Genomic DNA, 13,444 nt, shown 5'->3' with positions numbered 1-13,444 from the left:
AACGAAAAGCGACATAGCCCGTCCCTCGCGGGGCGGGCGTCCGAAGGACGCCTATGCCGAAAAGAACCGACATCTCGACCATCCTGATCATCGGCGCCGGCCCCATCGTCATCGGCCAGGCCTGCGAGTTCGACTATTCCGGAACACAGGCCTGCAAGGCGCTCAAGGCGGAGGGCTACCGGATCGTTCTGGTGAACTCCAATCCGGCGACGATCATGACAGATCCGGATCTGGCGCACCGAACCTATGTCGAGCCGATCACCCCGGAATTCGTCGCCAAGATCATTGAGAAGGAGCGCTACGCCGTTCCCGGCGGCTTCGCGCTGCTGCCCACCATGGGCGGCCAGACGGCGCTGAACTGCGCCCTCTCCCTCGAGAAGATGGGCGTGCTCAAGAAGTTCGACGTCGAACTGATCGGCGCGGCGGCGCACGCCATCGACAAGGCCGAGGACCGCGAGCTTTTCCGCGAGGCCATGACCAAGATCGGCCTCGACACGCCGCGCTCCCACCACGTCAAGACGCTGACGGCGGCGCTGGACGCGCTGGACGACATCGGGCTCCCCGCCATCATCCGCCCCTCCTTCACGCTCGGCGGCACGGGCGGCGGCATCGCCTACAACAAGGCGGAGTTCATCGAGATCGTCGAGCGGGGCATCGACGCCTCGCCGACGAGCGAAGTGCTGATCGAGGAAAGCGTGCTCGGCTGGAAGGAGTACGAGATGGAGGTTGTCCGCGACAAGGCGGACAACTGCATCATCGTCTGCTCCATCGAGAACATCGATCCCATGGGCGTGCATACTGGCGACAGCATCACCGTCGCCCCCGCCCTCACGCTGACGGACAAAGAATATCAGATCATGCGCGACGCCTCGATCGCCGTTCTGCGCGAGATCGGCGTTGAGACGGGGGGCTCCAACGTGCAGTTCGCAGTTAACCCTGCGAACGGCCGCATGATCGTCATCGAAATGAATCCGCGCGTCTCGCGCTCTTCGGCGCTCGCCTCGAAGGCGACGGGCTTTCCCATCGCCAAGGTCGCCGCGCGCCTCGCGGTCGGCTACACGCTCGACGAAATCGCGAATGACATCACCGGCGGCGCGACGCCCGCCTCCTTCGAGCCGACGATTGACTATATCGTCACCAAGATTCCGCGCTTCGCCTTCGAGAAATTCCCCGGCGCCGAGCCGACGCTCACGACCGCCATGAAGTCCGTTGGCGAAGTCATGGCCATCGGCCGCAACTTCGCCGAGTCGCTGCAAAAGGCTCTCCGCTCGCTTGAGACAGGACTGTCCGGCCTCGACGACATCGAAATCGACGGGCTCGGCAAGGGCGACGACATGAACGTGTTGCGCGGCGCGCTCGGCACGCCGACGCCGGATCGCCTGCTCGTCGTCGGCCAGGCGCTGCGGCTTGGCATGAGCGTGCAGGAAATCCATGAGGCGAGCAAGATCGACCCATGGTTCATCGATCGCATCGCGGAGATCGTCGCGCTCGAACGGAAGGTGAAGACATTCGGCCTGCCGAAGGACGCCGAAAATCTCCGCAAGCTGAAATTCGCAGGCTTCTCCGACCTGCGCCTCGCGACGCTCGCGGGCCTCAAGGAGAAGGACGTTCGCGCGACGCGGCATGTGCTCGGCGTGCGCCCGGTCTACAAGCGCATCGACACCTGCGCGGCTGAATTCGCCTCGCCCACGGCGTATATGTACTCGACTTACGAAACGCCCTTCGCGGGCGTTCCCGCGAATGAAGCGAACCCTTCGGCGCGCCGGAAGGTCGTCATTCTCGGCGGCGGACCGAACCGCATCGGCCAGGGCATCGAATTCGATTACTGCTGTTGTCACGCCTGTTTCGCGCTGGCCGACGCCGGTTACGAAACCATCATGATCAACTGCAATCCCGAAACGGTCTCGACGGACTACGACACGTCGGACCGCCTCTATTTCGAGCCGCTGACGAATGAAGACGTCGGCGAAATCCTCGAGGTCGAGAGATCGCGCGGAACGCTCGTCGGCGTCATCGTCCAATACGGCGGCCAGACCCCGCTGAAGCTCGCTCACGGCCTCGCCGCGACGGGGGCGCCGATCCTCGGCACGCCCGTCGATTCGATCGACCTCGCGGAGGACCGCGACCGCTTCAAGCGGCTCCTCGACAAGCTTGGCCTCAAGCAGCCCAAGAACGGCATCGCCTATTCGGTCGAGCAGTCGCGCATCGTCGCGGGCGAACTCGGCCTGCCGCTCGTCGTGCGTCCGTCCTATGTGCTCGGCGGCCGCGCCATGGCGATCATCCGCGACAACAACGATCTCGACGATTATCTGCTCGGCACGCTCCCGAGCTTGGTGCCGTCCGAGGTCAAGGCGCGCTACCCCAACGACAAGACCGGGCAGATCAATATGGTGCTCGGCAAGAACCCGCTGCTCTTCGACCGCTATCTGACCGACGCGATCGAGGTGGACGTCGATTGCGTCGCCGACGGCCAGACGGCCGCCATCGCGGGCGTGATGGAGCATATCGAGGAGGCGGGCATTCACTCCGGCGACTCCGCCTGCTCGCTTCCCCCGCGCTCGCTCGCGCCCGAAGTGATCGCGGAACTTGAGAAGCAGACCAAGAGCCTCGCCATGGCGCTCGGCGTCGTCGGCCTGATGAACGTGCAGTTCGCGCTCAAGGACGGCGAAATATACGTCCTCGAAGTAAACCCGCGCGCCTCGCGCACGGTGCCGTTCGTCGCCAAGGTCGTCGGCGCGCCCTTCGCCAAGATCGCCGCGCGGGTGATGGCGGGCGAGAAGCTCTCCGGCTTCGAACTGCCGACGGCGCGGCCGAACCACATCGGCGTGAAGGAGGCCGTCTTCCCCTTCGCCCGCTTCCCGGGCGTCGACACGGTGCTCGGCCCGGAGATGCGCTCGACCGGCGAAGTCATCGGCCTCGACACGTCCTTCGACGCCGCTTTCGTCAAGAGCCAGCTCGGCGGCGGCACAAATGCGCCGCGCGAAGGCGTGGTGTTCGTTTCCGTACGCGACGCCGACAAGGCGCGCATCGTTCCGGCGATCCGGCTGCTGAAGGAGATCGGCTTCAGCGTCGTCGCGACAGGCGGCACGGCGCGCTTCCTTCAGGAGCAGGGGATTTCCGCACAGAAAATCAACAAGGTGTCGGAAGGCCGACCGCATATCGTCGACGCCATCAAGAACGGCGCGATCCAGCTCGTCTTCAACACGACGGAAGGCGCGCAGGCGCTCGCCGACTCCCGTTCCTTGCGCCGCGCGGCGCTTCTGCATAAGGTTCCCTATTATACGACTCTGGCCGGCGCCATCGCGGCGGCGCAGGGCGTGCGGGCTTATGTGTCGGGAGATCTCGAGGCGCGGGCGTTGCAGGATTATTTCCGGCCCACAGCCGTCTGAAGACCAGGGAAATCGAAGGGCGCGCCGTGACGCGCCCGCCGGGCGCCGCGGCGCCCCGGGGGCTGACCTCGGCGCCGCTCGCGCGGCAAGACATCGGACATGCGAATCGGGGAATCCCGCGCCCGCGCCTCCGCTTCGCGGGGGAGACGGATATGTCCCGGACAAGTTGATCGGAAAGGCGAAGAGCGAGACTATGGACAAGGTGCCCATGACAGCCCCCGGCTACGCCGCGCTCGCAGAGGAATTGCGCCGCAGGCAGCAGGAAGACCGCCCCCGCATCATTCAGCAGATCGCCGAGGCGCGCGCGCATGGCGATCTTTCGGAGAACGCTGAATATCACGCGGCGAAGGAGGCGCAGTCGCTCAACGAGGGGCGCATCGCCGAACTCGAGGACAAGCTTTCCCGCGCCGAAGTGATCGACGTCTCGAAGCTCTCCGGCTCGACGATCAAATTCGGCGCGACCGTGACGGTCGTCGACGAGGACACGGAGGAGGAGAAACGCTATCAGATCGTCGGCGAGACCGAAGCCGACGTGAAGAACGGCCGCGTCTCCATCTCGAGCCCCATCGCCCGCGCGCTGATCGGCAAGAAGGTCGGCGACACAGTGGAGGTGAAGACCCCCGGCGGCGGCAAGAGTTACGAGATTTTGAAGGTCGCGTTTGTGTGACGCCTTTCGCTCTCTCCCCGCTCGCGGGGAGAGAGAGTTCGCTCTGCCGGCCGGAACGACCCTCCGCATTCTCTCCGACGGGCGCGCCGGGCATGAGGCGCAGACGTTCGGGATCGCCGAAGCGCTGGGCCTCTCCCCGGCCATCCGTCGCGTCGCGCCGCGCGGGCTCTACGGGCTGCTCGCGCCTCTTGGCCCGGTCGATCCCCGCGACGCCGACGCCTTCTCGCCCCCCTACCCGGACATCGCCATCGCGGCCGGCAGGCGGACCATCCCAGCGCTGCGGCGGCTGAAAGGCGATTCGGGCGGACGTACGTTCACGGTCTATGTGAACCGCCCCGGCGCCGGCCTCGGCACAGCCGATCTCATCGTCGCGCCCCGGCACGACGGCTTTTCCGGCCCCAATGTCGTGACGCCGCTCACGCCCCCGAACCGGATTACGCCGGCGCGCCTCGCCGCCGCCCGCGCCGCGCCCGATCCGCGCGTCGCCGCCCTGCCCTCTCCCCGCATCGCCATGCTGATCGGCGACGCGAGCGGCGTCGTGCAGGATCTCGATTACATCGCGACAGTGTTGATCGCCGCCGGGGCAAGCGTGATGGCGACGCCATCGCGCCGCACCTCGGCGGAGACCCGCGCCAAGCTGCGGGAGGCGCTCGCCGGGCCGGGCGGCTGGTTCTGGGACGGGGCGGGAGAGAACCCCTATTTCTCGATGCTCGCCAACGCCGACCGCATCGTCGTCACCGGCGACAGCGTCAATATGGTGGGAGAGGCCGTCGCGACCGGCGTCCCGGTGCATGTGATCGAGCCCTATGTGACGCGGCGAAAGCTCACGACTTATTTAACGGCGCTGGAGCGCGCGGGCGCCATCAGACTCTGGCCCTGCCGTTTCGACGACTGGACCTACGCGCCCATCAATTCGACGCCGGCGATCGCGGGAAAAATCGCGCAGGCCTACGCCGGTTTCCGAGCCTTGCGGCGCAGCGGATAATCGCTAGATTGCGGGCTCCTTCGAGACCGGAAGCGAGTTCGCCATGTCCGCCCCGCAGCACTCCCGCGTGATCATCATCGGCTCCGGGCCGGCCGGCTATACGGCGGCGATCTACGCCGCGCGCGCCATGCTGGCGCCGACGCTCATCGCCGGATTCGACCAGGGCGGCCAGCTCATGATCACGACCGACGTCGAGAATTATCCTGGCTTCGCGGAGCCCATCCAGGGGCCGTGGCTCATGGAGCAGATGCGGCTTCAAGCGGAGCATGTCGGAACGAAGCTCGTTTCGGACCACATCGTCGCCGCAAAGCTCGACGAGCGGCCCTTCACGCTCGCGGGCGACAGCGGCGCGACCTACACATGCGACGCGCTCATCGTCGCGACGGGCGCCAAGGCCAAATGGCTCGGCATTCCGAGCGAGGAAAAATTCAAGGGCTTCGGCGTCTCCGCCTGCGCGACCTGCGACGGCTTCTTCTTCCGCGGCAAGAAAGTCATCGTCGTCGGCGGCGGCAATACGGCCGTGGAGGAAGCGCTCTATCTCTCCAACCTCGCCGCGCATGTTACGCTGGTGCATCGCCGCGATTCCCTGCGCTCCGAGCGCGTCTTGCAGGAGCGGCTGCGCAAACGCGAGAACGTCGCCATCTTGTTCGATCACGTAATCGACGAAATTCTGGGCGACGGCGAGCCGCCGGCCGTCTCTGGCGCGCGCGTGAAAAACGTCAAGACTGGAGAAACGCGAACGCTCGACGCGGAAGGCGTCTTCATCGCCATCGGCCACGCCCCAGCCTCTGAGCTGTTCAAGGGGCAGCTCACGCTGAAGCCCTCCGGCTATATCGCGGTCGAGCCGGGGTCCACGCGCACGAATATCCCCGGCGTCTTCGCCGCCGGCGACGTCGCGGACGAAGTCTACCGTCAGGCGGTGACGGCCGCCGGCCTTGGATGCATGGCCGCGCTGGAGGTCGAAAAGTTCCTGATGGACGCGCCCGCCGCCTGACTCGACCGAGGAGAACCCAATGACTGAACGCGTCATCTTCCAGAAGAAAGCCATGCCGGTCGACGTCGAGGCCGGCAAAACCTATTGGTGGTGCGCCTGCGGCCGCAGCGCGAAGCAGCCCTTCTGCGACGGCTCCCACAAAGGCACGGGAATCGACCCCGTCGCCTATAAGGCGGAAGCCACGGGCAAGGCCTTTTTCTGCGGCTGCAAGCACTCGAAGAAAGAACCGCTCTGCGACGGCACGCACAAGGAGCTGTAAGGGACTTCTCCACGCCCTCGCCCTCCCCCGGAGGCCGCTTGCCGCGGCGGGGCGCAGCGACCGCGCCGCCCGCGCGCACGAAAGATCGAAAGCTACATGCCCGACCTTCTCCTCGAACTCTTTTCCGAAGAAATCCCCGCGCGCATGCAGCGGCAGGCGGCCGACGATCTGAAAAGGCTCGTCACCAATGCGCTCGTCGAGCGCGGCGTGACCTACGAGGGCGCCGCAGCCTACGCCACGCCGCGGCGGCTCGCCTTGCAGGTCGTGGGCCTTCCCGGCCGGCAGCCAGACGTGCGCGAGGAGCGCAAGGGCCCGCGCGTCGGCGCGCCGGAGGCGGCGATACAGGGCTTTCTCAAGAGCGCGGGCCTCGCCTCGCTCGATCAGGCGCGGATCGAGAAAGACAAGAAAGGCGCCGAATTCTATCTCGCCGTCATCGAGCGTCCGGGCGCGGAAACGATACAACTCCTCGCGGAAATCTTGCCGGAGATCGTCCGGAGTTTTCCGTGGCCGAAGTCCATGCGCTGGGGGGCGGCCTCCGAGCGCACGGACAGTCTGCGCTGGGTGCGTCCGCTTCATTCCATCGTCGCAACCTTCGGCCCCGAGACCGAGACGCCGGACGTCGTGCCATTCGAGGTCGACGGCGTCGCAGCCGGAGACGTGACGCTCGGCCACCGGTTCCTCGCGCCCTTCGAAATGCGCGTGAAGCGCTTCGAGGATTATGCGCTTTCGCTCGAAAAGGCCAAGGTCGTGATCGACCCTGAGCGCCGGCGCGACATCATTCTCCACGACGCGAAGGATCTCGCCTTCGCGCAGGGGCTGGAGCTGGTCGAAGACGCGGGACTTCTGGAGGAGGTCGCGGGCCTCGTCGAATGGCCCGTGACGCTGATGGGCGCCTTCGACGAAAGTTTTCTCGACATTCCGCCGGAGGTCATTCGCGCCACGATCCGCGTGAACCAGAAATGCTTCGTGCTGAAGAAGGCCGGCAAGCTCACGAACCGCTTCATTCTCGTCTCGAACATCGAGGCGACGGACGGCGGCCGGACGATCGTCGCCGGCAATGAGCGCGTCATCGCCGCGCGGCTGTCGGACGCGAAATTCTTCTACGAGACGGATCTCAAGACAAAGCTCGAGGACCGTCTGCCCAAACTCGACAACATCGTCTTCCACGAAAAGCTCGGCACGCAGGGCCGGCGCGTGAAGCGCATTGCGGCGCTGGCGAAGGAGCTTGCGCCGATCTTGGGCGCCGACGCTTTTCTGGCCGAACGCGCGGCGACGCTCTGCAAGGCCGATCTCGTCACGGAGATGGTCGGCGAATTCCCCGAATTGCAGGGGCTGATGGGCAGCTATTACGCGGCCGCGCAGGGCGAAGACCCATCGGTCGCGAACGCCTGCTACGAGCATTACAAGCCGCAGGGCCAGGGCGATTACGTTCCGAAGGATCCCGTGTCCATCGCCGTCGCGCTGGCGGACAAGCTGGATACGCTCGTCGGCTTCTGGGCGATCGACGAGAAGCCGACCGGCAGCAAGGATCCCTATGCGCTGAGAAGGGCGGCGTTGGGAGTGATCCGGATTGTGCTGGAGAATGAGTTGCGGCTGCCGCTGCTTGCGGCCTCCGATCGTCACTACAACGCTTTTTCATTCCATTCCAAGGCGCTGAAAAAGGCCGGCGGCGAGATGGTCGGCGCGAGCGCGGCGAATCTCCTCGAGTTTTTCATCGACCGCCTGAAAGTCTACTTGCGCGACAAGGGCGCCCGCTACGATCTTATCGATGCGGCGCTGGGCGCCGTGGCGTTCGTCGACTCCGAGGAGGAGACCGTCGCGGGCGCGCCGTTACAGGACGACCTGCTCATGATCACGAAGAAAGTCGAGGCGCTCGACAAATTCCTCGCCACGGACGACGGCAAGAACCTGCTCGCCGGCTTCAAGCGGGCCGTGAATATTCTCAAGGCGGAAGAGAAGAAGGATGGGCCGAACGCCTATTCGCACCGCCACGCGCCCAATCTGCGCATCGAGCCGGAGGAGCACAAACTCGCCGCCGCGATCGCCCGCGCGCGGGAGGAGACGGCCGAGAAGCTGGAGAAGGAAGACTTCGCCGGGGCCATGCGCGCGCTCTCCAGACTGCGCGAGCCGGTCGACGCCTTTTTCGACAAGGTGACGGTCAACGCAGACAACGCCGACCTGCGCCTCAACCGGCTGCGCCTCCTCGCGGAGCTGCGCCGGGTGATGATGGGCGTCGCCGATTTTGGCAAGGTCGCGGGCGAAGCGGGCGCTTGAGCGCCGGAATTTCCCCGTCCTTCGAGGCGCAAGCAGCGCAGGCTTGTCGAGATTAAGAAGTCAGGCTCCGCCCCGCCAGGTTTCCCGTGCCGCGGGGAGCCTGAAAGGCGCATCCCCCGCACGCAACCCGGGACGCGCCTCGTAGGCGCGTCTCGACGAACGAGCGGCAGGAAGCGCTTACGCCCCGTTCCCGGTGAAGGTCCGCGGCGCGGGCGAAATGATTTTGGCCGCCCCGCCGCCGATCTCGAGCACCGAGAGGCCCCGCTCGTTGGCGCCGTCGGGCTTGAAGCGGAAAACGCCATCGGCGCCGTTGAAGCCGGACGGATTGGTCAGCACGCTCTCCGAATAGCGCTGCGATCCTTGCGAACGCGACAAGGCGATGGCGAGCGAGACCGCATCATAGGCGAGCGTCGCGATGCGCGCGGGGTCCGAGCCGAACTTTGCCTTGTAGCGGCTCGCGAAGGCGTTGAAGCCGGCATTTTCCGGCGCCGTGAACCAAGCGCCCTGAAGCGCGGGCAGGTTCAGCGTGCGGGAGTCGTTCCACAGGCCGGTGCCGATGATTTGCACCTTCTTCGAGTCGAGACCGTTCGCGACCAGTTCCTTAGAGACCGCCGCCATGGCGTCGGCCTGCTCGGGAATGAAGAGCGCGTCGAACTGGTCGCGCGCGGCGGCGAGCCGCTGGATCGACTCGCCCGGCGCGCCCGGCTTGTACCGCTCGATGACGGGCACGCGGAGGCCGTAATTCGCCGCGCTCTGCTGGAATTGCGCCATGGCCAGCGTGCCATAGTCGTTCTCCGGCACCAGCGCCGCGACGGATTTCTTGCCCCGCTGCGCCGCGAAGCTCAGACCGCGATCGACGTGGCCTTCCACGAGAAAGGACAGGAGATAGGAGCCGTGACCCGCGGCCGACGTATCCGTCGAAAAGGCGATCACCGGCTTGCCGGCGCTACGCGCGACGCGGCTCGCCTCCTTCACGTCATTCGCGAAGACGGGACCGAGAATGATCTCCGCGCCCTCGTTGATCGCGGCCTGCGTCGCGGCGGCGGCGCCTGCGGGCGTCGAATGATCGTCCTTGACGAGGATGGTAACGTCATTGACGCCGCTGTCGGCGTAGGCGAGTTTGGCGGCGTTGCGCAGGGACGCGCCGACGGCCGACGGGCCGCTCGCGCCCGTCAGCGGCACGATCAGCCCCACTTTCACCGCGCCGTTGCCGATGACCTCGCCCGCATCCGCGGCCGCCTGCTGATCCGCGGGCGCGGCAGGAGCGCCGATGCGCAGATCCTTCATGCCCGGAATGCCCGGCCCCGCCGCGGGGTTGCACGCGCCAAGCGCGAGGAGCGCCGCGCAAGCCGTCAAAGCGAGCGCCTTCTTGCGCCGGAAAGCGCCGCCACAGCCGGCTCGAGAATCCATCTTCATAGAGAAATCAACCCCCTGCGCCATGGCGACCGGGGCCGCGCGCGCGCGTTTCTTCGGCGCATAGGGTCCGTCACCTCGCCCGAAAGTCAATAGATTAATGTCGGAGCGCTAATCGAGGCCTTGCCGAAGCGCCACCAGAGGTTTCATATTCCGAACAACCGGACGGCAAAACGAACAACGGATGAGGGAATCCGGAAATGGCCACAGACGCCGACCCAACTCCCGTCGCGGGCTACACCGCTTTCGGGCTGCGCGCCGAGGCGGAAAAAATCGCGCCCGGGCTTCACGTTGTCGCGACGCCGATCGGCAATCTGAAAGACATTTCCTTCCGCGCCCTCGCCACCCTCGCGGCCGCCGACGCCGTCATCGCGGAGGATACGCGGGTCACGAAAACGCTGCTCGCCCATTACGGGATTTCGACCCCGCTCGTCGCCTACCACGAGCACAACGCCAAGGTGATTCGTCCGCACCTGATCGCGCGGCTCGAAGGAGGCGCCGCGCTGGCGCTCGTGTCGGACGCGGGCACGCCGCTCGTCTCCGACCCTGGTTTCAAGCTTGTTCAGGAGGCGCTGGAAAAGGGCCTTCATGTCACTTCCGTCCCCGGCCCCTCCGCCGTTCTCGCCGCGCTGGTGGTCGCTGGCCTGCCGACCGATCGTTTCTTCTTCGAGGGCTTTCTGCCGCACAAAAGCGGCCCGCGCCGCGCGCGGCTCGCGGAGCTCGCCCAGGTGCCCGGCACGCTCGTCTTTTTCGAGAGCCCTCGCCGTCTCGCCGAAACGCTCGACGACTGCGCCGCGGTTCTTGGGCCGCGCAACGCCGCCATCGCGCGGGAACTGACGAAAATGTATGAGTCCGTGCGGCGCGGAACGCTGACCGGGCTCGCGCAGGCCCTCGCGGCCGAGGAGTCCCCGAGGGGCGAAATCGTGCTGCTCATCGCGCCGCCCGAAGCGGGCGCGGCGGCGCTCGCGGAAGCGGACCTCGACGCGCGGCTCCACGAAGCGCTCGGCGCCCATTCCGTGAAAGACGCGGCGAGCGTCGTTTCCGCCGCCACGGGACAGCCGCGCCGGCAGGTTTACGCGCGGGCGCTGCAACTCGCGGCAGAAGGGAGGAAGCAACCGCCGCTGCGCCGGAGGCCCGATCGCGTTGTCGTAGATAACGGTTAAGCACTTGATATGCGTGAAACACAGGACGCCCGCCGCGCCGCTCGCGCCTATGGTCTGAAAGCCGAGGCCATCGCGACGCTCTGGCTGCGCGCGCGACTCTATACGATCCTCGACCGCAATTACCGAATCAACGGCGGCGAGATCGATATTGTCGCGAAGCGCGGGCGCACGGTCGTCTTCGTGGAGGTGAAGGCGCGGGGCGATTTCGACGACGCGGCCACCGCCATCACGCCGCAAAAGCAGCGCCGCGTCTCGCGCGCGGCGAATCGCTGGGTCGCCACGCATCCCTGGGCGATGGATTTCACGCTGCGCGCCGACGCGATCTTCGTCGCGCCGGGGAAACTCCCACGGCATTTGGAGAACGCGTTCGAACTGCAGCTCGGGTGAACCCCTTCGCCCCAGATCTCCAGGCGAGCGCGGCCGACGAGACGCTTTAAGAGTTCATTATCCAAACTCTTTATCAACCGTTACCCCCTACCCTTCTCGTCTCTAATTCCAGATGCGAGACCCCATGCCCCTCAACCAGAAAATCGACACGGCCGCGCTCGCCAAGCGCATCCGACTAGACGTCGTCCGCATGACCAACCGCGGAAAAAGCTCGCATGTCGGCTCGGCGCTTTCCATCGCCGACATCGTGGCCGCGCTTTACGGCGCCGTCCTGGACGTCGACCCGTTCGATCCGCACAAGCCCGACCGCGACCGTTTCCTGCTCTCCAAGGGCCATGCCGGCGCCGCCGTTTACGCGGCGTTGGCTGAAACGGGCTTCTTCGACCCGTCGCTGCTGGAGCAGCACTACCAGAACGGCTCGATCTTCTCGGGCCATGTCTCGCACAAGGACGTGCCGGGCGTTGAGTTTTCCACGGGCGCGCTCGGCCATGGGCTGAACGTGGCGACGGGAATGGCGCTCGCCGCGAAGCGCGCAGGCGAAAGCTGGCGCGCCTTCGCGCTGCTCTCGGACGGCGAATGCGACGAGGGCTCGACCTGGGAAGCGGCGATGTTCGCAGCCCATCACAAGCTCGACAATCTCATCGCCATCGTCGACTACAACAAGCTGCAAAGCCTCGCGCCCGTTTCGGAGACGCTGGGCCTGGAGCCCTTCGCCGATAAATGGCGCGCCTTCGGCTGGTCGATCGAGGAGGCCGACGGCCACAATCACGCGCAGCTTCTTTCCGCCTTCGCGCGCCTGCCCTTCACGGAAGGCCGCCCGAGCGTCGTCATCGCCCATACCACGAAAGGCAAGGGCGTGTCCTACATGGAGAACCAGGTGGCCTGGCATTACCGAACGCCGCTCGGCGCGGATTTCGATCGGGCGATCGCCGAGCTGGAGGCTTCCGATGCGTGACGCTTTCATCGAAACGCTGACCGAACTGGCGGCGGAAGATCCGCGCGTCGTTCTCATCACGGGCGATCTCGGCTACGGCGTCATCGGCAAATTCGCCGAGCGCTTCCCGAACCAGTTCATCAACGCCGGCGTCGCCGAGCAGAACATGACGTCCATCGCGGCGGGCATGGCGTTGTCGGGCTGGCGCGTATACACTTATTCTATCGCAAACTTTCCGACGCTTCGCTGTCTGGAGCAGGTGCGCAACGACGTCTGCTACCATAATTGCGACGTAACGATCGTCGCCATCGGCGGCGGCTTCTCCTACGGCCAACTCGGCATGTCGCATTTCGCGACGGAAGACCTCGCCATCATGCGCGCCCTGCCCAACATGCGCGTCGTGGCGCCGACCGAGAAATGGGAGGCGCAGGATCTCACGCGCGAACTCGCGAAGACGAAAGGCCCCGCCTATCTGCGCATCGACAAGGACGCGGGCGGCATGGCGCGGCGCGCGGGCGAGCGCGCGACGCTCGGAAAGGCGCGCCGCGCGCGCGAGGGCGCGGACGCAACAATCATCGCCACGGGCGCAATCCTGCGCGAGGCTCTGGTCGCGGCCGAGCGGCTTGCGGCGCAGGGCGTCGAATGCCGCATCGAAGCCATGCATACGATCAAGCCGCTGGACGAAGCGGCGATCGTCGCCGCCGCGCGCGAGACCGGCGGCGTGGTGACGCTCGAGGAGCACAGCCGGATCGGCGGACTGAAGGGCGCCGTGGCGGAAACCTTGCTGTCGCACGGCGTCCGCTCAGGGTTCTTCAAAAGCGTCGCGCTCGGCGACGTATTTCCGACGATCGTCGGCGACCAGTCCTATCTGCGCGGTCGCTATGGAATGGACGCTGGCGCCGTGCAAGCCGCCATCGCGTCGGCGCTCTCCGCGGGCGCGCCTCTGTCGAGAATCGTGGAATCGGCGTGATCCTCGTTT

At 66.2% G+C, this 13,444-nt stretch carries 11 protein-coding genes; 10 read left to right on the top strand and 1 reads right to left on the bottom strand.

Annotated elements, in window-relative coordinates:
- The first annotated feature begins 53 nt into the window (after positions 1-53).
- The 6 genes from carB (at position 54) to glyS (ending at position 8,568) form a co-directional block, all read left to right on the top strand.
- Positions 54-3,389, top strand: coding sequence for a carbamoyl-phosphate synthase large subunit (gene carB / locus ACV959_RS06795; protein ID WP_475739137.1), 3,336 nt, complete (start codon positions 54-56; stop codon positions 3,387-3,389).
- Positions 3,390-3,582: 193 nt separating this feature from the next.
- Positions 3,583-4,056 carry a transcription elongation factor GreA gene (greA, locus tag ACV959_RS06790; RefSeq protein ID WP_475739136.1) on the top strand — a complete coding sequence of 158 codons (474 nt, stop codon included), beginning with the start codon at positions 3,583-3,585 and terminating at the stop codon, positions 4,054-4,056.
- Positions 4,049-5,041 (top strand): mitochondrial fission ELM1 family protein, encoded by a 993-nt coding sequence (locus ACV959_RS06785; RefSeq protein WP_475739135.1) that lies wholly within the window; start codon positions 4,049-4,051, stop codon positions 5,039-5,041. Before greA ends, ACV959_RS06785 begins: the two co-directional genes overlap by 8 nt.
- 43 nt (positions 5,042-5,084) lie before the next feature.
- On the top strand, positions 5,085-6,035 hold the full coding sequence (gene trxB, locus ACV959_RS06780; RefSeq protein WP_475739134.1) for a thioredoxin-disulfide reductase: 951 nt from the start codon (positions 5,085-5,087) through the stop codon (positions 6,033-6,035).
- 19 nt (positions 6,036-6,054) lie between these two features.
- Positions 6,055-6,294: a CDGSH iron-sulfur domain-containing protein gene (locus ACV959_RS06775; RefSeq protein WP_475739133.1), complete on the top strand. Its 240-nt coding sequence runs from the start codon at positions 6,055-6,057 to the stop codon at positions 6,292-6,294.
- Between the two features lie 96 nt (positions 6,295-6,390).
- Positions 6,391-8,568 (top strand): glycine--tRNA ligase subunit beta, encoded by a 2,178-nt coding sequence (gene glyS, locus ACV959_RS06770; RefSeq protein WP_475739132.1) that lies wholly within the window; start codon positions 6,391-6,393, stop codon positions 8,566-8,568.
- 177 nt (positions 8,569-8,745) lie between these two features.
- Here glyS and ACV959_RS06765 read toward each other — a convergent pair whose 3' ends face one another.
- Positions 8,746-9,978, bottom strand: a complete 1,233-nt coding sequence (locus tag ACV959_RS06765; RefSeq protein ID WP_475739607.1) for a penicillin-binding protein activator — start codon at positions 9,976-9,978, stop codon at positions 8,746-8,748.
- Between the two features lie 203 nt (positions 9,979-10,181).
- Here ACV959_RS06765 and rsmI point away from each other — a divergent pair, with 203 nt between their 5' ends.
- The 4 genes from rsmI to ACV959_RS06745 all read left to right on the top strand — a co-directional run bounded on the left by rsmI (position 10,182) and on the right by ACV959_RS06745 (position 13,435).
- The gene (gene rsmI / locus ACV959_RS06760) at positions 10,182-11,144 is read left to right on the top strand and encodes a 16S rRNA (cytidine(1402)-2'-O)-methyltransferase (protein WP_475739131.1); all 963 of its coding nucleotides are present in this window, start codon (positions 10,182-10,184) and stop codon (positions 11,142-11,144) included.
- A 9-nt stretch (positions 11,145-11,153) separates the two neighbouring features.
- Positions 11,154-11,531, top strand: a complete 378-nt coding sequence (locus ACV959_RS06755) for a YraN family protein (RefSeq protein ID WP_475739130.1) — start codon at positions 11,154-11,156, stop codon at positions 11,529-11,531.
- A 124-nt stretch (positions 11,532-11,655) separates the two neighbouring features.
- Positions 11,656-12,486 carry a transketolase gene (locus ACV959_RS06750; protein WP_475739129.1) on the top strand — a complete coding sequence of 277 codons (831 nt, stop codon included), beginning with the start codon at positions 11,656-11,658 and terminating at the stop codon, positions 12,484-12,486.
- A complete protein-coding gene (locus tag ACV959_RS06745; protein WP_475739128.1) occupies positions 12,479-13,435 on the top strand; it encodes a transketolase family protein in 957 nt (318 codons plus the stop codon). Before ACV959_RS06750 ends, ACV959_RS06745 begins: the two co-directional genes overlap by 8 nt.
- Positions 13,436-13,444: the final 9 nt, after the last annotated feature.

The organism is Methylocystis sp. Se48, assembly GCF_056269425.1.
The sequence above is the reverse complement of the archived record's forward strand: the minus strand, read 5'-3'. Positions and strand labels throughout refer to the sequence as shown.